The following is a 25614-nucleotide window of genomic DNA, read 5'->3' as shown; positions in this document are numbered from 1 at the left end:
ATTACACTTCAAGAGCCGTTTACAGTTTTATCTTGTTCTCATGGTCACGCATTATTTCGTTTTCAAGTCCTATTTTTTTATTATCGTTCTTTCTAAAACTCCACCTGAATAAAATCCATGGAGTAAATGTCTTTTTCGTTAAATATGCAACACTCCTGTATTGGCCAGTACTTATCGTAGTTTTACTACGCGGATTACCAATAAAGCTTGAGCATCCTATTGACAGTAGGATATCTGGTGTGAAACTATACGAGAGTGTGAGACTGCTCTCTGGGTTGTAGTTTTTGGTCCTCGAGAATTCGGTGTGTAAGTAATTCTGATAGGAAAAAGCGGTACGTGCTTCTATCTTTCCCCATTTTTTACTCAACATCAACATACCGGAAAAATGTTTTTTTGCTCCAGCCGTTGTATAATAACTGACGTTGTGAGCTAAATCCATCATTAAAAACAAACCTCTGATACGCCATGACATATAATACTTCAACTTCAATGAGCGATAACGTCCCATATTCCCATATGTAGTGAGCAGCACACCATCTCCTTCTTCAATGTGTACAGGCTCAATGATGTCGTTTGATATTCCATAAGACACACTCGTATTAAGATACAAGCCGCCTATAAGATATGACGAATTCCATCCGAAAGAATGCGTTTCAGAAGGCATAAGGTAAGGATTTCCATGACTGACAAGAAGCGTATCAGCAGAAGTATTGTATGGAGAAAGCATTGCGACAGGCGGTGGTGTGTTACTATATGTATAGCTGAACCGTGTGCTCAAGTTATTAGTTATATTATAATACAAGCCAAGAGAGAGACGCGGTCTGAAATAACGGTGAATTATACTGTCTGATTTCATAGAGACATACTCCATTCCTGCTGAAGCATCGTATGTCAGTTTTCGCACCAACATCCCGGTATATCCGGCAAATACGTATTCATTCAAACGGTGATGACTGAATAGAAAATCTTCAATGCCAATGTTCTCAATCCTGTCATAAGAGTATTGCGTTTCGTTCCCTATTTCCAGACTCCCGCCATTGTCAAAGTCTTTAGTAAAGTTCATTGTCAATGTAAGCTGTTTGTGCCTATTGTCATATTTCTGAGCATTCAAGTCTTTATTCCCATTTGCATTTTCTTCCAGACTGTTAGTATTTTCAGCCCGATTATCCGAATATACTGCGTACGTTTCTATTTCAGCATCTTCTGAAAAGAGGTGCTTATGGTATGCTGTTGCCGAAAACAGATGGGAACTATAGTCTGATGTACTGCCACGGGAAATATCATGGTGATTCGATTCACCATTAGAAGTATTATTATTGGTTTCCCTATTTACATTTCCTTGAATATATGCTGCAAAATAATCTTTTTCCGAAATACGCCACTTTGGCATCAACGAATAGTCATAATCTACTTCTTTACCTTTAGAATCCCCGGAATAGGACTTGACCAACATTGGCGATACAAGATTATAAGTATTCTTTTGCCTACTATGGCTCACACCGAAAGAAGCATCACCGTAAAGAGAAATGTTACTGTTACCGACTTCAAACTTCGGTATAGCAAAAAAGGACTTTTCTGGATAATCGGCATGAGCAGCCAACTGTGCATAAGTATATATCGAAGTTTCCTTTAGTTTTATATTTAGAATACGTTTTACTCCTTGCCGCATATACTTTGCGCCAACCACATCGATTATCTCCACAGACTTGATGCGAGACGGATCAATAGGACTTATTCCCGAATTCACTCTAATTCCGTCTATGAGAATCATCATCGACTGACCATCAGAAGAACGAACGGTTTCATTTACAGGGTCACTATAGATATATGGAATTTCTTGCAAGGCGACAAAAGGGTTTCCGCTCTCCTTAGCCTTCTTCGACAAAATGAACACATGTCCTCTTGATGAAGCATAATTGTTTTTACCATTTACAACAATACTATCAAGCATTATATCTCTCGTTTCAAGTATGAAATTATGGGACATATCCCTATCCACCAAAACCGAATCCTCTTCACTTGCAAGTCCGACGCAACTTGCAACCAAGAGATATTTCCCTTGAGAAACCTTGTCAATGGAGTATTCGCCATCAACATTCGAACGTGTCAATGCTGCAAGTTCCCCATTCTGATAAAGGGATATTTGCGCTCCATTTACATGTGATCCATTATCGTCTATCACTAATCCACGAACAGAATATTGAGAATAAACAGATATCGGCATTAATGATAGTATAAATAAAAATCTTATTATTCTATTCATCCACAGATTCATTTTGATTCATCATTTCCTTTTCAAAACATTACAAAGGCAAAGATAATGCAAAATCAACTCAATACATAATAAAAGCAAATTATTTTCTGCAAGCTATATAAATCAGCACTGAAACTTCTCTCACATAACATCAGTCATTGAGGTGTATCATTGTCTTGCCAAACAATGTAACCACCATTGACAAATTGGACCGGCATTTGATAAATGGTTCGTTATGACATACAGATGTCGTTTTCAAGCAACATTTTATATATCAACGACATACGCTGCATTTTACATTTAGTAAACAGGACCGGCGATAGCGGAATGAACACAATTTATCCTTTTTTTCTTGTTTATTCCGAAATTCATTCATAAATTTGCTACGATATTGAGCAGAATACTTTAATAAACCTTATTTTAATATGAACATAACAGAAAGATTTCTCAACTATGTAAAGTTTGACACACAGTCGGCTGAAGAGAGCCAGACAGTGCCAAGCACCAGTAAGCAACTGATATTCGCCGAATATCTTCGCGACGAACTGAAGGCTGAAGGATTTGCCGACGTGGAAATGGACGAGCAGGGATATATCTATGCCACTCTCAAGGCGAACACCAAGAAGGAAATTCCTACTATTGGATTCATCAGCCACTACGACACATCACCTGACTGCAGCGGCAAGGACGTGAAGCCACGCATCGTGAAGGAATACGACGGCGGCGACATCGTGCTCTCAGAGGGTATCGTGTCATCACCAAAGAAATTCCCTGAGCTGCTTGCCCACAAAGGAGAGGACCTCATCGTGACCGACGGCCACACGCTGCTCGGTGCCGACGACAAGGCTGGTATTGCTGAAATCGTGCAGGCCATGTGCTGGCTGCGCGACCACGACGAGATAAAGCACGGCGACATCCGCATGGGCTTCAACCCCGACGAGGAAATCGGAATGGGTGCCCACCACTTCAACGTGGAGAAATTCGGATGCCAGTGGGCATACACCATCGACGGCGGAGACCTGGGCGACCTGGAATACGAGAACTTCAACGCTGCCGCTGCCAAGATAAACATCAATGGAGTAAGCGTACACCCTGGATTCGCCAAAGGCAAGATGGTGAACGCCAGCATGCTCGCCACTGAACTCGCAGGCATGATGCCTGCCGACGAGAGACCGGAGACCACTGAGGGCTACGAGGGCTTCTATCATCTGCTGGGCATAGAGAGCAACACCGAACACGCCAAGATGTCGTATATCATACGCGACCACGACCGCAAGAAGTTTGAGGACCGCAAGAAGTTCATCGTTTCTGTAGTAGACAAGATGAACGAGAAATACGGTGAGGGAACGGTGGAGATTGCCGTTAACGACCAGTATTACAACATGAAGGAGAAGATCGACCCGAACATGCACGTCATCGACATCGTGTTGAAGGCAATGGAGCTTTGCGGCGTGCCACCAAAGGTGCAGCCGATACGTGGCGGCACCGACGGAGCACAACTCTCGTTCAAGGGTCTGCCTTGTCCTAACATCTTCACCGGCGGCGTGAACTTCCACGGACCATACGAGTTCGTGAGCATCCAGGTGATGGAGAAGGCTATGCAGACAGTGGTGAAGATATGTGAGCTCACCGCTGGATACAACGACTAAGGTTTCCTTATTAGTATCATAGTATCATTCCAGACCGCCGCCAAGCCTCTAAAACATTATAGGCCAAGGACTTAACCCGATGATACATTTCTGGATTTTTTACAGAAAAGTATCATTAAAGTATCATAGAAGTATCATGCCTTTGGGCATCCCGTATTTTCCTCACGCCAGGGGGAAGACATCCCCACATTAGGGGGTTCTGTTCCCCACGGCGTGGGGGAAATCCGAGGTCTATATTTTATGAATTACAAGTATGTATTTTAGAGATTACAAGTCTATGCTTTACGAATACGAGTCTATGCTTTATCCATGAATACAGCGTTATATGTACATAACGGATATGTGACGTAGATGGTTGATGACTATTGTTGAAAAATACCATTGTTCTGTGAATTCGTGATACTATGGTATGGTTTGATAGGATACAGAAAAACTGCAAAAGACCAAATCGGATAATTCCTTCTGCCACATTTTTGTTTATACTGATTATAGTTCGTACCTTTGTGCCATAATCCATATTATGAATTACAGATATGACGCAAACAGTATGAGCGAATTACCACACCTTATAAAAGATCTTGCCCTTATTCTCGTTGTGGCGGGAATAGTGACTATTATTTTCAAAAGGCTGAAGCAGCCACTTGTCCTCGGATATGTGGTTGCCGGCTTTCTGGTAAGTCCCAACATGCCCTACACCATGTCGGTGGTTGACATCGCCGACATCCACACATGGGCAGACATCGGAGTGATGTTCCTGCTCTTCTCGCTGGGACTCGATTTCTCGTTTAAGAAGATTCTCAAGATGGGTTCGTCGCCCATCATTGCCACGTGCGCCATCGTGTTCTGCATGATGGCGCTGGGCATCACCGTTGGCCACACCTTCGGATGGGGACGCATGGACTGCATATTCCTCGGCGGAATGCTCGCCATGAGTTCCACCACTATCATATACAAGGCGTTCGACGACCTCGGACTGCGGCAGCAGCGCTTTGCCGGCATGGTGATGAGCGTGCTCATCCTTGAAGACATGCTCGCCATAGTGATGATGGTGATGCTCTCGGCATTGGCATCGGGAGCCAACCTCGACGGCGGACAGATGCTGGGCAGCGTGGTGCGCATCGGGTTCTTCCTCGTCTTGTGGTTCGTGGTGGGCATATTCGCCATTCCGTGGCTGCTGCGCTCGTCGCGCAAACTGATAAACAGCGAGACGCTGCTCATCATATCGCTCGGTCTATGCTGCGCCATGGCAGTGGTGTCTACACAGGTAGGATTCAGCAGCGCCTTCGGTGCGTTTGTCATGGGTTCCATCCTTGCCGAGACGATAGAGGCAGAGAAGATAATAAAGTTGGTGGAACCGGTGAAGAACCTCTTCGGAGCGATATTCTTCGTCTCCGTGGGTATGCTCGTCGACCCGAAGATTCTCGTGGAATACAGTGTGCCGATTCTCGTCCTCGTGTTGACAATCCTCGTCGGGCAGGCCCTCTTCGGCACCTTCGGTTTCCTCATCAGCGGACAGTCATTGAAGTCTGCCATGCAGTGCGGATTCTCCATGGCTCAGATCGGTGAGTTCTCGTTCATCATTGCCTCGCTCGGACTGTCGCTCGGCGTCATCGGCAATTTCCTCTATCCGGTAGTGGTGGCGGTGAGTGTCATCACCACATTCCTCACGCCATATATGATAAGACTCTCCACACCGACCTACAACAAGCTGGAGAAGCATCTGTCAAAGGACATCATACATATACTCAACGACTTCGCCATCAGCCGTCCCTCCTCTGCCCCACAGGGCAACTGGCGCAAACTGCTGATACAGCTGTTCAGAATCACTCTGGTATATTCCATCCTCTCCGTAGCGGTGATAACGCTGATGTTCACCTTCGCCCTTATCCCGCTCCGCCAGATACTGCCCCACTGGTGGGCAAACGCCACATGCGGACTGATGACGATTGCCATGATAGCGCCGTTCTTGAGAGCCATGGTGATGAAGAAGAACCACAGCGAGGAGTTCAAGGCGCTGTGGCAAGAGAACTGGATGAACCACGCTCCGCTCATCGTCACCATCATCGTGCGCTTCATGATAGCCATGGCTTTCATATTCTATATCTGCAACTATCTCACCCGCTTCACCCATGCGCTGATGATAGTCATCGCCGTTACGATGGTCACACTGATGGTACTGTCGAGAAGACTCAAGAGGAGAAGCATAGAGATGGAGAGGATGTTCATACGCAACCTGCGGTCGAAAGACATCGAAGCACAGGTCTACGGCCACAAGCGTCCGCTCTATGAGGGCCATCTGCTCGACAGAGACATTCATATCTCCGACTTCGACGTGCCGGAGGATTCACGCTGGGCTGGCAAGACACTGGCGGACATGAAACTGAGGGGGCGGTTTGGAGTGAACGTGAGCAGCATTCTGCGCGGCACCCAACGCATCAATATCCCCAACGGCGACAACCTGATATTCCCGGGCGACAAACTGCAGGTGATTGGCGACGACGACCAGCTGACGGCCTTCGGCAAGGCATTGCGAAGCGACCTCCACCCCGAAGATCCCGACATAGAGAAGAGGGAGATGAAACTGCGCCAGCTCGTGATATGCCGGGACGGGCAGTTCTTCGGCAAGACCCTCTCTGAGAGTGGCATCCGCGACGAATACAACTGTATGGTGGTGGGTATGGAGGAAGGCGAAGAGGCTCTCTCGCTGCTCACTCCCGACCATAAGTTTGCTGATGAAGACACTATCTGGGTGGTAGGTGAAAAGGAAGACCTGGAACGGCTGCAGAAGGCCAACAGGATTAAACCCAAATCGGTCATTAGGACGTTTAAAGTGTAATTTTAATAACTGCTTGCAGTCTTTTGTTTTTTATAAGGTGTCTTTTGCTTGTTTTTAATTCGCAATAGCTCGCTATTACTCATTAAAAGCCAAACAAAATCCACTCTTCTAAAATAACAAAATCCAAGCAAGCCCTAATAACCGATTTGGGTTAAAGAGGATTCCAATTCTTAATCCTTGATTGCCTTGCAGATGAGATTCTGCTGACTTCAGCCCATCCTGTCCTATATAGCCCATCAAGATCTTCCCCTTTCTATTTTAAAACACCAATAAAAGAGAATAATAACAAGAAATGAATCCAAAGATCAGAGGTACGATTTGCGGCATCCTCGCCGCTGTCAGCTATGGCACTAACCCGCTTGGTGCCCTGAACCTTTATGCCGACGGTTTGAACACCAACTCAGTGATTTTCTATCGTTACGCCTTCGCCACACTGATTCTCGCAGTGATGATGGTGGCACAGCGCAAGTCGTTTGCCGTGACGCTACGTGAGATAAAGACGTTGGCAACGCTCGGCACACTGATGGTGGCATCGTCGCTGACATTGTTTTTCAGCTTCAATTTCATGGATGCCGGCATCGCCTCCACCATCCTGTTTGTATATCCCGTGATGGTGGCAGTGATAATGGCAGTGTTCTTCAAGGAGCGTGTCACGGCAGTCACCGTAGTCTCCATCATCCTCGCCCTCAGTGGCATCAGTCTGCTATACAAGGGTGGCGACGGAGCCACACTGTCCACCATCGGCGTGTTCTTCGTCATCATATCGTCGCTCACCTATGCCGTGTATATCGTGGTGGTCAACAAGTCGTCGCTGCGCCTGTCGTCGGTCAAGCTCACGTTCTATGTGCTCTTCATCGGCACGTTCATCCTCATCGGCTATTCCTTCGTAGGTCCCGACGCCCGGCTGCAGCCGCTCACCTCCATGCACGAACTGGTGTATGCCTTGGTGCTCGCCGTATTCCCTACGGTGATATCACTGGTGCTCATGGTAGTAGCCGTACACGACATCGGCTCTACTCCTACTGCGGTGATGGGAGCCTTGGAACCTATCACGGCGGTATGCATCGGCATATTCGTCTTCGGCGAGTCTTTCAGCATGCGTCTCGGCATCGGCATCCTGCTTATTCTGACTGCCGTGATTCTTATCGTTACGGGCAAATCCCTGCCTACGCAGCATATCACATACGTATTCTCCCGCATCGGTCATAAGATGAAGAAGAAATGGAGATGGAAGAGCTGAACAGGAACCATCATGACCATAGAACCCATCCTGACCTTCCCAAAGGACAACCCATCCTGACCTTCCCAAAGGGAAGGAACCTATAGGCAAATGACGAGCTAAGAATAAAGCAAGGGATAAATAAGCAAAGAATAAAGCAAGAGATAAAACCAAAAGCCGTGTTGACAATGCTACAGAGAGTGTAGTTGTCAACACGGCTTATTGTTTGTTCCCGAATGGTCTGATAACCGATTTCGGATTATCCCAAATCACGATGATTGGGTTATCCCCCACTGGCATCATGGAGTGTCCCGACATGCCAGTTGAGGGATGATGGATTCAATATTACTTCTCAGGAATTTCCTCAAGAGTCTTCACGAGCAGATCCCAGAACATAGGAACTGTAGGAATCAGGCAACGCTCGTTCTGAGTGTGAGGTGAACGGAGTGTCGGACCGAATGAGCAGATGTCAAGACCTGGATATTTGTTCAGGATCATGCTGCACTCCAGACCTGCATGTACCACCTGTACTGTAGGCTCCTTGTTGAAGAGTTTGCGGTAGATGCCACACATCTCCTTGATCAGCTCGCTGTCTGGGTTTGGATCCCAGCCGCCATACTCGCCGCTGAACACCACCTTCATGCCTGCCATGTTCAGGCAGCTCTCGATAGAAGCGCCGATCTCTGCCTTCACGCTATCGCTTGAGCTGCGTGCCAGGAACTTGAATGCCACGCTGCCACCCTCGATGTTGATGATAGCGAAGTTTGATGATGTCTCCACGATTCCAGGGATAGACGGGATGTAGCGCCATACGCCGTTGTGAACGGCATAGATAGCGTCAACGATGTTGTCCTGTATCTCCTGTGGCATCTGTGTTGCAGGCAGCTCCACATCCTCTACCACTACGTCGATACCGTCCTCTATACCCTTATATTCAGCGATGAAATCCTCCTTGAAGTCAGCGCAGAGAGCCATGAAGTCTTCCTTGTTCTCCTTAGGCATTGTGAGCACTGCCGTAGCCTCAAAAGGAATGGCGTTACGCATGTTTCCTCCGTGCCATGTAGCCAGACGGGCCTCGTCGTCGGTGATTGCCTCGCGAACGATGCGCACGAGCATCTTGTTGGCGTTTCCTCTGCCCAGACCGATTTCCAGTCCAGAGTGTCCACCCTTCAAGCCCTTCACGGTCACTGCTACGGCGATGTCGGTCTTGTCGGTCTCCACCTCTTTGTAGTCGAGAGTTGCTGTGATGTCCACACCACCGGCACTACCGATGATGAGCTCGCCCTCGTCCTCTGTGTCGAGGTTCAGGAGGATTGTTCCCTCGAGTTCGCCCTCTGGCAGGCCGGTAACACCAAACATGCCTGTCTCTTCATCAGCGGTGATGAGAGCCTCCAGCGGACCGTGCTTCAGCGTGTTGTCCTCCATGATTGCCATGATGGCAGCCACTCCCATACCGTTGTCGGCGCCGAGCGTAGTGCCCTTTGCTCTTACCCACTCACCGTCGATCCATGTCTCGATAGGATCGGTCTCGAAGTTGTGAGTGCTCTTGGGGTCTTTCTGTGGCACCATGTCCATGTGGGCCTGCAGAATGGCTGTCTTGCGGTTTTCCATACCAGCGGATGCCGGTTTGCGCATCACGATGTTTCCGGCTGCATCCTGGAATGCCTCCACACCAACACGTTTTGCAAACTCAAGCAAGAACTTTTGCACTTTCTCCAAATGTCCTGATGGGCGTGGCACTTTTGTCAGCTCATCGAAGTTTCTCCAGATGCACTCTGGCTTCAGGTTTCTGATTTCACTCATAGTATTTAAAGTTTAGGCTCCTCCGGCATCGCATTCTTCGTGCGGAGAAGCGTGGTTGTAAAAAAAGTCGGTTTCGTTATCTCTGCGCCATACTGTCCGTTCCCTCCCTTTCCACTATTTCCGAGATGGCTTGCGGACGGGCCTTCAGCATTATCATAGCCCACACTCCGAGCAGCACCACGAGCATCGTCTGTATGGTGTGAACGATGAGCACAAACGAGAGTGCCTCGTCTGCCGTGATGGCATTGGGACCGAGGGCTGCCGAACCATACAGCAGCAGCATCGTCTTCACGGCGAAATGCCATGGTCCGGCTCCGTTTGGCGTGGGTACTATCACCGCTATGCTTCCCACCACGAAGGTGGCGAGGGCACACGTCACTCCCATGCCCGAGGTGAAGCCGAAGCAGAAGAACGTGAGATAGTAGTGCAGGAAGTAGCTCACCCATATTCCGAGCGTGAGCACGATGAACAACGGTATGTTCTTCACGCTCTTCAGCGAGAGCATTCCCTGCCAGATGCCGCTGAGCGTTGCCTTCACCTTATTATATATCGACAGGCGTTTGAGCAGGAAATGGAGCAACACCAACACTGCCACGGCGCAAATCGCCGTCACCACATATCCTGTGGCAGAGAATTTTGCCAGTATGCCGTCGATGCTCGTTCCGGTGCTCAGAAAGAAGCTCTCAAAGATTGTCATCTGCGCCAGCAGCGTCACTCCCGTCACTATCATCACGAGCAGCGTGTCGATGGCTCGCTCCGTGACCACCGTCCCCAAGGCTTTCGGAAACGACACTCCGTCGCATTTCTTCAACACTCCGCAGCGTGTAAACTCGCCCACCCGGGGTATCACGAGACTTGCGGCGTATGACAGGAAGATGGCGTTGACGCATGTGGAGAGGCGTGGCTTCTCGCCCACCGGCTCCAGGGTCTGCTGCCATCTTATGCCTCTGAAGAGCTGTGCCGTGATACCGAACGGCAGCGACAGCAGCATCCATGTCCAGTCCATGTCGTGTAGCATCACTTTCTCTATGCGTTTGAAGTCGAAGTCGCGATACATCCAATAAAGTATCACTCCTCCGAGCAACACGGGCAGCACGAATTTCAGAGCTACATTGCTTATCTTTGTTCTTTTCACTTATATTCTCTTTCCTTTGACATTGCAAAGATAAACTAAATCGTGAGCAATACAAAATAATTTATTTATTTTAAGTCCAAACCTGTCATAACACCGTCTATTACCGTTTTGGGTTGAATTACGAAGTTTCGCTCATCTTGTTCTTAAGAAACCGGTCAAACGTGATAATCAACACAGGGAATCTGCGTTACAGCATCTGTATCTCATACACCTTATCTTATTAATAGAATATCACCAACAGACCCTAAAAACTTACTATTTGTCGACAAAACGGATAATATATGCCTAAAATCCGCAACTATCATCCAATACACGATTAAGGGTAGATTTATGAGTCGTTAGTAGCAGCTTTCAGTAAAAAGCAACAGCACAACATCAATATGTAGCCACCATCCCCTTACCCCACGATGCGACTTGAGGTAATACGCAGATTCAAACCGGAAAGAAAGGATTCTTATCCGAATTCTGTTTTGAAGGGTTTTGCATAAGCTCGGTTCTCTGTGTAGATATTCAGCACGTATTGCCTTGCAGTCATGATCCACTTGGCAGGTACGGAGATGAATCTGAAGACAAAAGCCTTTATGCGACTCGTTTTCTTGAGCCCAAAAGCCTTGGTGTCAAGCCTGCTCATGATGGTCTTGTAGAAATTGTGTATCAATGCAGTAAGCAGAAGAAAGACAGTATTCTCCGCCATGAATGACTTGGGGAGCCTGCTCCAACCGAATCCGTTGTTCATGTCGTCAAAGATACGTTCCTTGCCGCCACGCAGATTGTAGAATTCAACAATGTCCCTTGTCGATGACTTGTAATCGTTGGTCAGAATACAACGGTAAGTGTATTCGCCTTCCCACAGGTCAAGGTCGCCACTGTTGCGTCTTTGTCTCTGGATGACAAGACGATAGCACTTGCCTTCCCATTTCTCAACGAGAATGGAATTGAGTTCGAACTGGATGCCGTTAATCTCCTCCGTCTTCCATCCTCTCAGAGCAAAGATGTCATTGTAGAGCGAACTGCATCGGTTGGCACGGATGTAGAAATGTTTGCAATGCTTCTCTATCTCACTGACGATTTCCTTCGAGCAGGAACCGCAGTCTGCCCTGAAGCGATTTACACGGATGTTCTGGGATTCCAGAAGAGCGAAGAATCTCTTATGGGTGTCTGCCTGATGAAAACGCACATTCGTGTTACCATCGCTGTTCTCGATATAGACTATCTTGTCACCGATAACATATACGCCAGGCCTGTAGCCGAGGAACTTTTTGTAGGTCGGTTTTGCATCATACTTCTCCGTTTCAAGGAACTGATGGTCAAAGTCAACATCGTATTCCTCAATTTCCTTCAACTCGCCTGTAGAAACCAAAGCGTTTATAAGCAATGTGTTGAGTTTGTCTGCAGTATTGAAATCATAGGTCTTGCCTTGGTCGGAAGTATAGGAGATGTTTTCCTGTGTCAGTTCCTTGATGGCTCTGAGGATGGTATCAGAGCTGCATGTACGAAGGGTAGGATGATACGAGAGATGGCGCATCAGTTGTGACGTTACATCTTCCACGCATGAGCCGCCACAGAAATAAACGCTCATCAGCGAACGGACTATCTCGCTGAACTGATATCCGAAGATACTGCTGCATCTCTGACCCAGTGTTGAGTCGATAACGGGTGAAAGCATGGAGTCAAATTTCTCCATGATTGAAAAAATTCCTCCAAAAGGTGTGAGTTTCTCAGATTTAATTTGTATTTTTGCCATGTCATATTAGAGTTTTGCTTGTTTTCTTTTTGCAACACTAAGATAAGTGAAAATTCTGACATGGCAAAATCCTGGGCAACTTTTTGGGTTCTTCCGTTAAATGCATAGATAGAAAAAAAAATTTTATATTATGATAAAAATAAAGCTGGCATCATCTATCTTTGTAGTGACCAAACTCAATGATAAATGAATGCCAGCATAATGCATAAAGCTTTTGGCATATCCTTGCAAGAATGTTTGGATATGCGTTGCGAAAGTAATAAAATAGTTTTGAATATCCAAACTCCATCAGACAAACTTTGCTGTCCGGAGTGTGGAAGCCATAATGTAGTCCGTAATGGTTTCACGGCCAGACGCTTTGTGAGCGTGCCGATAGGTTGTTCAAAGACTTTCGTCGAGATGAAGATCCAACGTGTCAAATGTTCTGATTGTGGCTGCATAAAGAACGAGGATGTCGATTTCGCAAAAGGCAAGCGCAGGCATACGACCGCTTTCGCCAATATGGTTATAGACTTGTCGCGCTTTGCAACTATACAGGACATTGCATGGTTCCTGGATGTATCTTGGGACATGGTGCGGAACATACAGATGGAGTTCCTGCAAAAGGAGTATGGCAGCCCTGACCTTTCAAACCTCAGATACATATCCATAGACGAGTTCGCTACCCACAAGGGACAAGTTTACAAGACGATAGTCGTAGACTTGGAAACCGGGCGGATTGTCTTTGTAGGTGACGGTAACGGCAAGGCTTCGCTTGAGGAATTCTGGAACAAGCTCGGAGACAGAAAGAATGACATAAAAGCCGTATGCACAGACTTGTCGTCTGCTTATACGGGGGCGGTAACGGCAAATCTCCCCAATGCCTCTCTTGTCGTGGATCATTTTCATGTGGTAAAGCTCATGAATGAAAGGATAGACCAGTTGCGCCGCCAGTTGTGGCATGCTGAGAAAGACGTTAACAAGCGTAAGGTAATCAAGGGCACGCGCTGGATATTGCTGAGAAACGGCAACGACATCTTTGACGCAAAATACAAGACAAGACTTGACAATGTGCTGAACTTGAATGAACCGTTGATGATTGCATATTACCTGAAAGAAGACTTGAGGGAAATATGGAACCAAACCAACAAGGATGATGCAGAATTGGTGCTAAACGAATGGGTGCGGCAGGCCATGGATTCAAAAATACAGCCATTGGTCAAAATGGCTGCTACCTTGCGGGCCTACAAGCCATATATACTTGCATGGTATGACTACCCGATATCAAATGGCCCTACTGAAGGTATAAACAACAAGATTAAAGTGCTGAAAAGACAAATGTATGGATTCAGAAATGATGAATTCTTCACGTTAAAGCTATACGCTCTACACGACAAGCGTCTACGCATTTAACGGAAGAACCACTTTTTGTTGCTCAGGAACTTATAAATAAAGTTAAATTATAGTGTTGCGGAATTAAGGATATGTAATATTTTAGCATTTTTCTTGCAGTATATCCAAAATAATCATTACTTTTGTAATACGAAAACGCACACAATATGCGAAACTAATCACAATAAAAACGAAAAGATATGAGAAAGACTTTACTAACAATGGTTGCGATGATGGCAACAAGCAGTGCGATGATGGCACAGAATGGGATAACTGAAATTCCTGATCCAGAAGGTGTAGAGCTCCTGGGCACAACATTGTCTCCAAACGGCAAATTCTTTGGCGGTGTGGGATTTGGCGTCAACGAGGCATGGATATACGATATGGAAAGCAAGAAGTTTGTGGCTTTCCCTGCCGCTGACGCAGAAACAGACGTACAGATCAAGTCTATGGCCGACAATGGCGTGGCTGTGGGATGGAACGGTCCTGCAGCAACATTCGATTTCGCCACAGAGCAGTGCACTCAGTTCGGCGAGAACGAACAGTATACTTTCATGGGTATCAGTCCGAACGGAAAACTGATTGTTGGTGCTCGCTACGACGGTGATGACTCCGAGGGAACACCTTGTATCTTCAACGAGGGCACTCCGGTAGACCTGCCGCAGCCTTCTGACAAGTTCCTCGGCGCTACCAGTTCCGGTGCTACTGCCCTGTCGGTTTCCAACGACTCCATAATATCCGGATATTGGGTTGATGATATGGCTACGCGTCCTGCCCTGCTGTGGGCTCCAAACCGCGACGGAAAGACATTTATGCCTTATCCTTTCTCCCGTCCGTATTTTGCGGCTACAACGGAATCTACTTTGCCATTCATAATATTCAGCTGCGACCAGACTGTGATGAGTGCCAACGGAAAATACCTGGTGATAAACTACGAGCAGTATACCGGTGAGTGGGAATCCATCCAGAGCGTGGCACGCTACAACACGGAGAACGACTCTCTGGAATTATTCACTCCTAATGCCGAAGACGAGATGTTCGTAAATTCAGGAAGCCAGGTGTTTGGCTCCGCCGTTTCTGACGAAGGCACAATCATCGGATTCTATGGCGGCGGACTCTACGGACCGCGTCTGGGATTCATCTGGAAGAAGGGCGACGAAAGCATCAAGGCGCTCGCCTCTGAATTCCCTAAGGCTACTCTCCTTGCCGACTACGACAACGGTGCATTCAACGTTCCTGCTGCCATCTCTGCCGACGGTCGCTACATCGCCGGATTCGCATACAAAGAGGGCGAGACTTCTGATGAGCTCGGCGGCGGATATGTGTCTTGGGTTCTCGACACTCAGTATGACGACACCGACGCCGTGGAGTCTGCACCATCTGCCGACGCTGCAAACAAGGTTGTGGCTCGTTTCACTGCCGACGGCAAGCAGGTTCAGAAGGACGCCAAAGTGCGTGGCTTCAATATGATGCTCATGAGAAACGGAAAGGCTATCAAATCTTTCAACAGATAACGACAGCCGCCATATCGCGGAATGACTGATTTTCCCGGATATGGCAGCAGCCGAAAAACAATACGAGGGGCGGACTCACAGACGGGGTCCGCTCTTTTTTTTAATTGATTGTCTTGTGATTTCACACAAATTACGCTACCTTTGCCTTGAAGAAGAAAACAAACAAAAATACAAGACAATGAGAACATCGAGATTCCTACCCCTATTCATAATAGCAGCAGCGATATTCACCATCACGGCAGCATGCTCATCCGACAAGAAAAGCGACGACAAACCTGCTGTGGTGAAAGACGAGCGCATACCCGGCGACTCCACATTCTACGGACTTGCCTGCGAGGGATGCACCGACTCCGTAGTGGTAGTGCTGCCTACCGACGACAGCGACCCCATAACGTTCAGCATCATCGACGCCATGCAGTCCCGACAGGTGTTCGGCAGACCGAAGATCGGCGACCAGCTCGCCATCGTAATAAACAAGGAGGACAAGAGGAAGGCTGACATCGTGATAGACCTCGATGAGCTGAAGGGCACATGGGTGTATCAGGTGATGCCGAAACTGCGCAAGATGCCCCACATCGCCGGTATGCCGCAGCCAAAAGCCGGTCCGGAACGCGACTCCATGATACAGAAGCTGATGGTGCCGATAGAACAGGGATTCAAAATCAAGAAGCAGTTCACGATGGAGCCCGTGGGACTGCGTTTCAAGCAGACGAGTCTGACGGGCGAGAGCCCCGTGGAATATCCACAGGCGGAATACTACAAGGAGTGGCATGTGCTCAACGGCAGACTGGTGTTCACCGAGGGAACGATAGACACCGGCAACAAGAAGCGCCGCAAACTGAAGCCTCAGAAAGACACCGTGGAGATTGTACTCATGATGAAAGACAGTCTGCAGCTGAAATTCAAAGACGGCATAAGGGCATACTACCGCAAGAAGTAACGGCAGACTGCCGCAAGCACACCGACAGGAGCACCATTAAGCCAGTTTCTTCCGCAGCCACATGCCGAAGAAGCGGTCATAAACAATGTATGCCTCCCCGTAGCGATATACAAACTCACGGCTGACCAATGTCTTGAGAGCAAGACTCACACTGCTTGCCGCCGGAAGACGGTATTTTGCCAAGAACTCCTGCGACATCACCGATGCCACCTTCCCCTCACAGGCTATGGCTGTCAGGAGAGCAGACTGGTTGTCGGTGAGCGACTCATAATAGTTTATGAAAGCCACTTCCTGCTCATCCACCAGTTCGTCTATTACCACCTTCACCTCTTCTCTCGTTATCGGTCTGCCGTTCTGATACAGACGGTTCAATATGTCCTGCACATACCATGTCTGCCCGTCAACACAATCATACAGATACCCGAACACCTCATCATCGACAGACAACCCCTTCTTCGCCATCCACCGATTTGCAAAAGCCTGATATTCCTGCCTGTCGATAAGCGGCAGCGACACCATCTGCGAACTCTGATAAAACGGGCGCTTGGCTGACAGGAACATATCCGTCATCATATGCTGCTTGCTGCCGGCAAAGATGAAATACACATTCGGCAGAAACTGTATGTATGATCTCAATAGCGCCTCTGCCCTACCCTCCGGATATTCTGCTATCTGCTGAAACTCGTCTATGGCGATATAGATACGCTTTTCCGATAGTCGCAGATAATCAAAAATCTGTTTCAGCGACTCTTCCCTCTGGTTGGGCTGCACGGTAATGGAAAACGTAGGAATACCCGTCAGCTCATCAAACGACATTGTCGGCTTGTAGCTGGCGAAAAATGCGTTTATCTTTCGCATTGCCGACTGTGAGAACGTGTCTACCTTTCCAATCACCGTCTTTCCCAAGAGCTGCACGAACTGCTCCATGCTCCGTGTGGCATTGATGTCCATATAAAAACATTTCACAGCGGAATCCGCATCCTGTATGTTCTCAAACACATGATGTATAAGTCCCGTCTTGCCGATACGCCGTGGCGACATCAACACTACGTTGCGCTCATTTTCCAGAGCTTCCACGATGGTCTTCGTTTCTTTCTTGCGGTCGCAGAAGTATTCCGCTCCCTTATATCCATATATCACGAAGGGGTTATTCAGTTGTTCCATAGCGCTTTACTGTCATTACATGTTTTATGTTACATATTTTATGTAATGCAAAGATACATCTTTCGTCAGACTGTTGCAAGTAAAAGCCAAACGATTTTTCTTCGAGATTAATCCCCAAACGGTCATTAGGCCGTTTAACCCAAAACGGTCATTAGGGCTTGCCTGGATTTTGATTATTTAGAAGAGTGGTTTTTAACGGCCTGATGACCGTTTGGGGTTTAACCAAAAGACCACCGTCTCTTGTCACATCGCAAAGATATGCATACTCTCCGAATAATCACAATTTTGTCAAGATTATGGCTTCCAAATTCTTGAATTTGTACGCAATACTGCATAAACAGGACGTTTTACGAGGGCATCGCATGTTCCCTGATTTTGCAATCATAATTTGCCTATTACAGTAACTTAACAACAAGACGGAGTAACCAGCATCTCCCCCGTTGGGGAGATGCTGGTTACTCCGATTTATGGTAATCCGCTGATAATCAAATAGTCAAGAGTAACTAGTCCCTCCCCTACGGGGGAGGCTAGGTGGGGGCTGATGGCAGTATACGGAGTAATAACTGATTTGGCTTTTTCACTGATTTCTTAGTTGGCTAATGGTTATTGGATTATTATCAGGATTTTCTATGGATTTGCGAGTTCTTGTGGCACTCCCTTTTGCTGCCCAAATCCACAACCTAAAAAAAATCATACAAAACACTTGCTTCACATCTTTATATTTAATAATTTTGCATATTATTAGTATTTTAACCCAAACTTCAAATAATAACAAAAAGGACAAAGAAAGCTATATCAAAGAAAGTAACCTATGTCGTGGAATAAGTGAAGACCTATACCCACAGATAAAGTAAACAACTCTATCGCATATATAATTAACATTTAAAACATAACATTATGGAACTACATCGCATTTTTACTATCGCGTTGACAGCCCTTGCCGCCATACCAACAATGGCACAAGACCGCAACAACGAGGATGAAGTGGTAAAGGTAGATGCCCGTTTCTCTGCCTACAACTACAGAGAGGGAGAGGTTATCGTTAAGTTCAAAGACCAGAGCGCCGCACAAATCAATGCGCCACGCCGCACGAAGTTCAGAACTTCTGGCGTAAACAGCATCGATGCCACACTGCGCGAACTCGGCGTCTCTGAGGTAGAGGCGCTGATGCCGCTGTCTGGCAACCAGCAGGTGAAACGCCTGGCACGCAGCGTAAACGGCAAGACCGTGGCTGCACCTGCCATGAACCGCATCTATCTGATGCACTTCGACAAGACCAAGGTGCGCAACACTGAAGAGGCTGTGGCAAAGTTGGCAAAACTTGCCGACGTTGAATACGCCGAGCCTAACAGAATAGTATACGCCCTCGGCAACACAGAATCACAAGCCGGACAGAGCAAGGCACTGATGGATGTACAAGACCAAGCCAACGGGGGGTAATAATATAAGCTACGACGACCCACTCTTCGGTCAGCAGTGGGGACTGCAGACCATGAAGTTGCCCCAATTGTGGCAACAACCTATCATAACACAAAAACGACCGATAATAGCAATTCTCGATACGGGTGTGGACATCGACCACCCCGACCTCAAAGCAAACATCTGGACTAACACCAAAGAGTCTGAAGGCGCCGAAGACTATGACGACGACGGCAACGGATTTAATGATGACGTACACGGATGGGACTTCGTGAACCAGACAGGACGCATCGGCGACTGGAACGGTCACGGCACTCATTGCGCCGGCATCGCTGCTGCCGTTGGTGGCAACGGCATCGGCATCGTTGGTGCCAACCCCGACGCACTCATCATGCCCGTGACGGTGATGCAGAGCGACGGCACCGGCGATGTGGCAACCATCATCAAGGGCATCGACTATGCTGTGGCTAACGATGCCGACATCATCAGCATGAGCTTCGGTAGTTATGGCGAATCAAAAGCCGAGGAGCAGGCTTTGGGCAGAGCTTATCAGAAAGCTGTGCTCGTGGCGGCGGCTGGAAATGATGGAAAGTGTCTTAACCATGCGCATCCTGAAAGAGGACAAATGGGTCCTGCACCGATGTATCCTGGTTCTTACACTTTTGTGCTTGGTGTTCAGGCAATGAATAGCGAGGGTAATATCGCAAGCTTCAGTAATTATGACGACAATGGGCCTACCTATACCGAATGGGGAGAGGACAAACTGTATAACTATGAATTGCTTGCGCCCGGAGCAAACATCGAAAGTACATACCCCGGCGGAAACTACAAATCGCTGAACGGTACGTCTATGGCTACACCGATGGTGGCTGGCGCATTGTCGCGTCTCATACAGTCAAAAGAATACGCAAACAAGGAATATCTCTTTGGCGACCTTATCAAAGCACGTTCAGCAACGGGGGGACTCGACATCTATAAGGCTTTCTCAATAAAGGACGAGGACCGCATACCTGAACTCTCTTTCGTGACCTACGAAATGGACGACAGCACCAATGTCGGTGACGGTGATGGCAGACCTGATGCCGGCGAAATTATCGACATATATCCTATCGTGCGCAACTCATGGGGCAAGGCTAAGAACATAAAACTGTCTATAGAACTTGGTGAGAACGAGGATCCGCAGATTGTGGAGTTTATAAAGAAAGAGGCTGGCTTCGGTTCGGAACTGAGCGCATACGGAAAAGCAAGGAGTGCAGAGCCATTGAGAATAAAGATTAATGACAAGTGTGCAGACAACCGACATATCCACCTTGTCATCAAGGGAACGTGCGACGGTATGGAGGGCGAAATTACTCAAGACATTACTCTCACCGTGGAGAACGGTGTGGAGATTGGCGGCGTCATAAAGAAAGACATGACGCTTTATCCTAACGTGCATTATATTGTGACAAAGAATCTTGTTATACCTGAAGGCGTTACGCTGACAATCAAGCCGGGAACAAAGTTGGAGTTTAAAGGAACATACTTTGAAAATCGAGGTACTATAAATGCGGCAGGTAAGCCGGATAGTCTGATTGTGTTGGAGGGGATAGCCAACAAGAATAACGGAGACTGGGATGCCAATATTAATTTATCTGGTTTTAGCTATACAGAATTGAAAGAATCTCGTATAAATTACTGTAGTGGAAACTTTAATAATGTTATTATTGATAATAACTATATATCCCGAACACCAGACCTTGAAAATAATAATAATAATAATGGTTGCAATATCTATAACAATACTATCTATGTAACAGGAGATGGTCGTTTTGAAAAATCAAACCTTATCAACAATTATGCACTGTACGACAATATAGGCCTTATTGCATTAAATAGATTCAATTCTTCTAATATTTGGAACAATGAACGTGTTGGAATCAGGACAAATGCAACAGTTTACACCACCGACAACCCCAACTATTTCGGTTCCTCCAAAGAAGCCACTGTAAGAAAAAGCATCCTTGACATCCATAACAATTTCTATACCACCGAATACGACCTCTCCAACATGCTCACACGTCCTAACGCAGAGGCTCACGGCGTAGTATGGAAAGTAGTAGTCGATGGTTACGATGCTCAGGACGAGTTTGACATGCTGCCGCCATTGGGTGTAGGCAAGCATAAGTTTGAAGTATATTTCAACCGCCCGATGCGCACCAGCGTAACGCCGATGGTGGCAATGGGTGTGCGAATGCCATACACACAGATTCCTATCGCCGAAGAGGGAACATGGAGCGCCGACAGCTTGGTCTATACAACCTACCTGACCATCACAGGAAAGACCGGCGCTGACGGATTGAACCGCATCTATGTGGACGGAGCGAAAGACAACGAGGGCTTCGAAATCCCTATCGAGAACAGCCGTTTCAATGTGAACGTGCAGGCTGCCGGTTCGCTGAGCACGGGCTTCATGGGCGAGGCTGGTCTCGGCAAGGTGACGCTGTCGTGGAACGACGTGCAGAACAGCTTCGACGACTTTCTCGGCTACAACCTTTACCGCTACACCGACAAGGGCGACACGATAAAGGTGAACAAGCAGCTTCTCGACAACGAGACGCTCGAATACGTAGACTACGACGTGGTGCCGGGAACCACATACTGCTATCAGTATAAGGTGATAACTACAGACCTTAAGGAGACCGACCCGTCAAATGTTGTGGCTGTCACTCCGATGACCTCTACTCTCGGCGATGCTAACGGTTCGGGCAAAGTGGACGTTGCCGACGTGATAACCACCGTAAACTATGCTTCAGGTCAGGAACCGAAGCCGTTCATCTTCGAGGCAGCCGACGTAAACACGGACCTGCAGATTGACATCCTCGACGTGGTGGGCATCATCCGCACCATTCTCAACCCTAATGCCGACGTAAGCTCAATGGCAATGGCTACGGCTACATACACCGTGGAGAACGGCATCGTATACGTTGACTCACCGGTGAACCTCGCAGGTGTGCAGATTCAGATCGCCACAGAGAAGGGAAGCGAAGTTACCGCCACCGGCGAGATGGAGGGCTTCGAGCAGGCTTCGTCATGGCTCAGCGACAACGACTTCATATACCTTGCATATAGCATGAGCGGCAAGACTCTCGCTGCCGGCAAGCATGCCATACTGAACATCGGCAACGCCAAGATTATGGACATCAGACTGAGCGATGCTGCAGGAAAGAACGTGGAGGCTAAGGCTGGCGAATTGTCAAGCATCACCCGTCTGGGTTCTGACGTGATGAACGTGTCGGGAATATACACTCTCACGGGAGTGAAATTGTCAGGACGCAGCAGCGACCTCAAGAAACTGCCTGCCGGCGTTTACATCGTTGACGGCAAGAAGATGGTGAAATAACCGGTCTTCATAATGAGACACATTTAATTTATTACTTATGAAGAAAAGCATCATCAAGCATCTCCTGCTTGTATGTATCATGATATTATCGGTGGCGGCACGTGCCGCTGCTGATAATATCGTTGACATAGGGTCGGTGGAGGGCAAGCCTGGCGACATCGTGGAGCTACGGGTGGGGCTGACCAACAGCGACAACGTGTCGTCGGTGCAGGTTTCGATACCGATAGACTCACGGCTCGAACTCGTGGAGAACTCCGCCATGACCACCGACAGGACGAGCAAACACAAAGTGACGGCAGGTGTGAAAGACGGCAAGCTGAACATCTTCGTTTATTCAATGTCGATGGACGCCATCGCTCCGGGCAGCGGCGACATAGCCACAGTGCGGCTGAAGTTGGGCAACGCTCCGTCGAGCATCACGCTGAGTGCCGACAAGGTGGTGATAACGGACAGCGACGGCACTACCCTACCGGGTGCTGCCGCCACCGACGGCAACGCCACCATATTGTGCGCCAAGTCTGAATACAGCACATTGGAGATCGACTATGGCAGAGTGCCTATCAGGAGTTCGTATCAGCAGACGGTGAGGGTGAGCAACGTGGGCAACGCTCCGCTGATATTCAGCGGACTGCAGTTCAGCGCCACGGAGTTTTCCTGCAACGAGTCTTTCCCGATAGAGATTGAGGCTGGCAGCAGCAGGGAGTTCACCATCAACTATGCCCCCGTGGAACGTGGCGGCATAACGGAGGAGGTGAAATTCCTATGCAACAGCATCTACAAGCTGAACACAGTGAAGCTGAAGGCTCTGCCTTTTGCCGTGAACGAGCTGCATGTGGAGAATGCCGAAGGCGTGGCAGACAGCATCGTCACCGTGGCTTTGCGCATGAACAATATGGACGACATCACGGGATTCCAGTTCGACTTCAATATGCCGGAGCAGCTGGAGTATGTGGACGGCAGCTTTGCTCTCTCTGCTCGTAAGACAGACCATCAGATGGGCGCTTCGATGAAGGGAAGGACGCTGCATGCACTTGCTTTCTCACTCAGCGATTCGCCGTTTACGGGCAACGACGGTGTGGTAGCCACATTCAAGGTGAAATTGAACGGCAGATACGGCACTTCGCTTGGAGCCGCGAAAGCCATGCTGACGGCAAACATAAAGGGAAAGCTCACGGATGTGTTGTCGGACAAATATGAGGGCTACATCAACATCCTGAGTCCGCGAATCAATGCTACCGACGAGATTGACCTCGGACGCACTCCTATCACACAAGTAGCGAAAACTTCGTTCCGCATAAACAACTATGGTTCGGCTCCGCTGCGCATAGACCGCATAGTGTCAAGTTCGGAACATCTGAAGGTTGGCGCACAGCTACCCATCATCATCAAGCCAAATGAAGAAACTGACATTGATGTAATGTTGGACGATGTGGAGGAACGTGATTACGACGAACTGATACAGCTATACACCAACGACCCAGACCGCAGACTGCACAACATCAAGGTGAGGGCAAACAGATACTCGCCCAACTATATCACGCTCACGGGGGCTGATGTGGAACCAGGCGACACGCTGCGCCTTCAGATTGCATTATCAAACAATGATGTGGTGAACGGTTTGCAGTTTGATGTGGATTATGACACAAGTTGTTTTGACATTCTCGACAAGTATGATTGGTCGGATAGAGCGAAAGGATTCACGGCAACGAGCCGCAGCATAGGCAAAGGCAAGAGGCGTTATTTCTGTTATTCGCTTGGCGGCGGCGAGATTGCCAAAGGCGACGGCAATGTGATGACGATATTGCTGCCTGTGAAGAAGGATGCTGCTTTTGGCAACTATAACATACAGATCAGCAACATCCTGCTGTCCACTCCAGGGCTGACGAACAAGTATTCGGGGGCTGGCAACAATGCGATGGTAAATGTGGTGAAACCGGTAAGGACCATTTACATCACAGGCTCAGAACATGGTTCTGTGGAGGGTGGCGGTTCTTACGACCTCGGTGCTATAGCTACTCTGACGGCAATACCCGACGAGGGCTACAGTTTCGACTCATGGTCTGACGGCAATACCGACAATCCCCGAACCATCACAGTGAACGAGGACATCCGCCTCGCCGCAAAGTTCACCCCTAATAGTTATTCGTTGAAATATGTAGTTGACGGTAAAACGTTCAAGACCGAGACTATTGAATTTGGAACTGCGATTACTCCAGAGGCAGAACCTACCAAAGAGGGATATACCTTCAGCGGATGGTCGGAGATTCCAGAGACAATGCCGGCACATGATGTGACGGTCAACGGTTCGTTCTCGGTCAACTCCTATACATTAGAATATATAGTGGATGGTGAGGTATACAAGACCATTTCTCTTGAATTTGGAGCTGCAATTACACCTGAGTCTAATCCTAAGAAAGAAGGATATTCCTTCAGCGGTTGGTCGGAGATACCAGAGACGATGCCGGCGCATGACGTAACGGTCAATGGTTCGTTCTCTATAAACTCCTATACATTAGAATATATAGTGGATGGTGAGGTATACAAGACCATTACTCTTGAATTTGGAGCTGCTATAACTCCTGAGGCAGAACCTACCAAAGAAGGATATACCTTCAGCGGATGGTCGGAGATACCAGAGACGATGCCGGCACATGATGTGACGGTAACGGGAGAATTCTCTGTAAACATCCATAAAGTAACATGGAAGATTGACGGAGAGACAATTGCCGAAACGGAAGTAGAATACGGAGAGATAATCGTTGAACCGGAAGTGCCGATAAAGGAAGGATATGAGTTTGAGGGTTGGGAAGAATACCCAAAGACAATGCCTGACAATGACATTACGATAAACGGTAAATACAAACTATTGTGCGCTATAGCACAAATTATGGGAGATAGAGACAATGCATGTGTCTATACGACGAGTGGAATACTCATAGGCAGGAACATGACCCTGACAGAGATTCTGAAACTCCCACAAGGCATTTACATCGTAAACGGCAAGACGGTGGTAAACAAGTAAAGTCAATATCGGCAATAAGACCGTTTTGAACAGTAGTCCACTCTCTATGCAAATGACAGCGCCCCGTGTCCTCATTGGATTTAATCCAAATGGGACACGGGGTTTTACTATCAGCCCCTCTCGTTCTAAAACCCATCCTAACCTTCCCAAAGGATAACCCAT

At 47.8% G+C, this 25614-nt stretch carries 14 protein-coding genes; 9 read left to right on the top strand and 5 right to left on the bottom strand.

What is annotated here, in order from left to right; translation table 11 throughout:
• Positions 1-19: 19 nt before the first annotated feature.
• Positions 20-2263: a TonB-dependent receptor gene (locus ACDC99_RS01375; RefSeq protein WP_370755482.1), complete on the bottom strand. Its 2244-nt coding sequence runs from the start codon at positions 2261-2263 to the stop codon at positions 20-22.
• 416 nt (positions 2264-2679) lie between these two features.
• On the opposite strand from ACDC99_RS01375, the gene pepT reads away from it, so the two are divergent.
• From pepT to ACDC99_RS01360, 3 genes are all read left to right on the top strand, one after another.
• Entirely contained in the window at positions 2680-3903 is a 1224-nt protein-coding gene (gene pepT, locus ACDC99_RS01370; RefSeq protein WP_044065518.1) for a peptidase T, read from the top strand.
• 547 nt (positions 3904-4450) lie between these two features.
• Complete coding sequence (locus ACDC99_RS01365; protein WP_370755480.1) at positions 4451-6739, top strand: cation:proton antiporter domain-containing protein; 2289 nt, start codon at positions 4451-4453, stop codon at positions 6737-6739.
• 292 nt (positions 6740-7031) lie between these two features.
• Positions 7032-7979: a DMT family transporter gene (locus ACDC99_RS01360; RefSeq protein WP_370755478.1), complete on the top strand. Its 948-nt coding sequence runs from the start codon at positions 7032-7034 to the stop codon at positions 7977-7979.
• A gap of 324 nt (positions 7980-8303) precedes the next feature.
• Here the strand turns inward: ACDC99_RS01360 and ACDC99_RS01355 are convergent, their stop codons facing one another.
• The 3 genes from ACDC99_RS01355 to ACDC99_RS01345 all read right to left on the bottom strand — a co-directional run bounded on the left by ACDC99_RS01355 (position 8304) and on the right by ACDC99_RS01345 (position 12640).
• The gene (locus ACDC99_RS01355; protein WP_044079546.1) at positions 8304-9761 is read right to left on the bottom strand and encodes an aminoacyl-histidine dipeptidase; all 1458 of its coding nucleotides are present in this window, start codon (positions 9759-9761) and stop codon (positions 8304-8306) included.
• Positions 9762-9837: 76 nt separating this feature from the next.
• Positions 9838-10896 carry a lysylphosphatidylglycerol synthase transmembrane domain-containing protein gene (locus ACDC99_RS01350; RefSeq protein WP_370755476.1) on the bottom strand — a complete coding sequence of 353 codons (1059 nt, stop codon included), beginning with the start codon at positions 10894-10896 and terminating at the stop codon, positions 9838-9840.
• Between the two features lie 454 nt (positions 10897-11350).
• Entirely contained in the window at positions 11351-12640 is a 1290-nt protein-coding gene (locus ACDC99_RS01345; protein ID WP_005814044.1) for an IS1380-like element IS612 family transposase, read from the bottom strand.
• A 186-nt stretch (positions 12641-12826) separates the two neighbouring features.
• Between ACDC99_RS01345 and ACDC99_RS01340 the strand changes: the two genes are divergently transcribed.
• The 3 genes from ACDC99_RS01340 to ACDC99_RS01330 all read left to right on the top strand — a co-directional run bounded on the left by ACDC99_RS01340 (position 12827) and on the right by ACDC99_RS01330 (position 16465).
• Positions 12827-14032, top strand: a complete 1206-nt coding sequence (locus ACDC99_RS01340) for an ISL3 family transposase (RefSeq protein WP_042517111.1) — start codon at positions 12827-12829, stop codon at positions 14030-14032.
• 179 nt (positions 14033-14211) lie between these two features.
• Positions 14212-15525 (top strand): hypothetical protein, encoded by a 1314-nt coding sequence (locus ACDC99_RS01335; protein WP_370755475.1) that lies wholly within the window; start codon positions 14212-14214, stop codon positions 15523-15525.
• A gap of 178 nt (positions 15526-15703) precedes the next feature.
• Positions 15704-16465, top strand: coding sequence for a lipocalin-like domain-containing protein (locus ACDC99_RS01330; RefSeq protein ID WP_042519366.1), 762 nt, complete (start codon positions 15704-15706; stop codon positions 16463-16465).
• A gap of 36 nt (positions 16466-16501) precedes the next feature.
• On the opposite strand, the gene ACDC99_RS01325 is transcribed toward ACDC99_RS01330, so the two are convergent.
• Positions 16502-17629, bottom strand: a complete 1128-nt coding sequence (locus ACDC99_RS01325) for an AAA family ATPase (RefSeq protein WP_330070952.1) — start codon at positions 17627-17629, stop codon at positions 16502-16504.
• A gap of 897 nt (positions 17630-18526) precedes the next feature.
• On the opposite strand from ACDC99_RS01325, the gene ACDC99_RS01320 reads away from it, so the two are divergent.
• Genes ACDC99_RS01320 through ACDC99_RS01310 form a run of 3 tightly spaced genes read left to right on the top strand, consistent with a single transcriptional unit; the run spans position 18527 to position 25452 of the window.
• On the top strand, positions 18527-19069 hold the full coding sequence (locus ACDC99_RS01320; protein ID WP_370755472.1) for a S8 family serine peptidase: 543 nt from the start codon (positions 18527-18529) through the stop codon (positions 19067-19069).
• Positions 19041-22430, top strand: coding sequence for a S8 family serine peptidase (locus ACDC99_RS01315; protein ID WP_370755470.1), 3390 nt, complete (start codon positions 19041-19043; stop codon positions 22428-22430). The genes ACDC99_RS01320 and ACDC99_RS01315 overlap by 29 nt, the downstream gene beginning before the upstream one ends.
• A 37-nt stretch (positions 22431-22467) precedes the next feature.
• A complete protein-coding gene (locus ACDC99_RS01310) occupies positions 22468-25452 on the top strand; it encodes an InlB B-repeat-containing protein (protein ID WP_370755468.1) in 2985 nt (994 codons plus the stop codon).
• The last annotated feature ends 162 nt before the right edge of the window (positions 25453-25614 follow it).

The organism is Prevotella pectinovora, from assembly GCF_041323955.1.
In the GTDB taxonomy this organism is placed as follows: Bacteria; Bacteroidota; Bacteroidia; order Bacteroidales; family Bacteroidaceae; genus Prevotella; species Prevotella pectinovora.
This window is presented reverse-complemented; position numbering and strand designations above follow the sequence as displayed.

Bases quoted from the DNA above. Each gene is read 5' to 3' on its own strand.
- ACDC99_RS01375 (WP_370755482.1), bottom strand. From the start codon at position 2,263: ATGAATAGAATAATAAGATTTTTATTTATACTATCATTAATGCCGATA.
- pepT (WP_044065518.1), top strand. From the start codon at position 2,680: ATGAACATAACAGAAAGATTTCTCAACTATGTAAAGTTTGACACACAG.
- ACDC99_RS01365 (WP_370755480.1), top strand. From the start codon at position 4,451: ATGAGCGAATTACCACACCTTATAAAAGATCTTGCCCTTATTCTCGTT.
- ACDC99_RS01360 (WP_370755478.1), top strand. From the start codon at position 7,032: ATGAATCCAAAGATCAGAGGTACGATTTGCGGCATCCTCGCCGCTGTC.
- ACDC99_RS01355 (WP_044079546.1), bottom strand. From the start codon at position 9,761: ATGAGTGAAATCAGAAACCTGAAGCCAGAGTGCATCTGGAGAAACTTC.
- ACDC99_RS01345 (WP_005814044.1), bottom strand. From the start codon at position 12,640: ATGGCAAAAATACAAATTAAATCTGAGAAACTCACACCTTTTGGAGGA.
- ACDC99_RS01340 (WP_042517111.1), top strand. From the start codon at position 12,827: ATGAATGCCAGCATAATGCATAAAGCTTTTGGCATATCCTTGCAAGAA.
- ACDC99_RS01335 (WP_370755475.1), top strand. From the start codon at position 14,212: ATGAGAAAGACTTTACTAACAATGGTTGCGATGATGGCAACAAGCAGT.
- ACDC99_RS01330 (WP_042519366.1), top strand. From the start codon at position 15,704: ATGAGAACATCGAGATTCCTACCCCTATTCATAATAGCAGCAGCGATA.
- ACDC99_RS01325 (WP_330070952.1), bottom strand. From the start codon at position 17,629: ATGGAACAACTGAATAACCCCTTCGTGATATATGGATATAAGGGAGCG.
- ACDC99_RS01320 (WP_370755472.1), top strand. From the start codon at position 18,527: ATGGAACTACATCGCATTTTTACTATCGCGTTGACAGCCCTTGCCGCC.
- ACDC99_RS01315 (WP_370755470.1), top strand. From the start codon at position 19,041: ATGTACAAGACCAAGCCAACGGGGGGTAATAATATAAGCTACGACGAC.
- ACDC99_RS01310 (WP_370755468.1), top strand. From the start codon at position 22,468: ATGAAGAAAAGCATCATCAAGCATCTCCTGCTTGTATGTATCATGATA.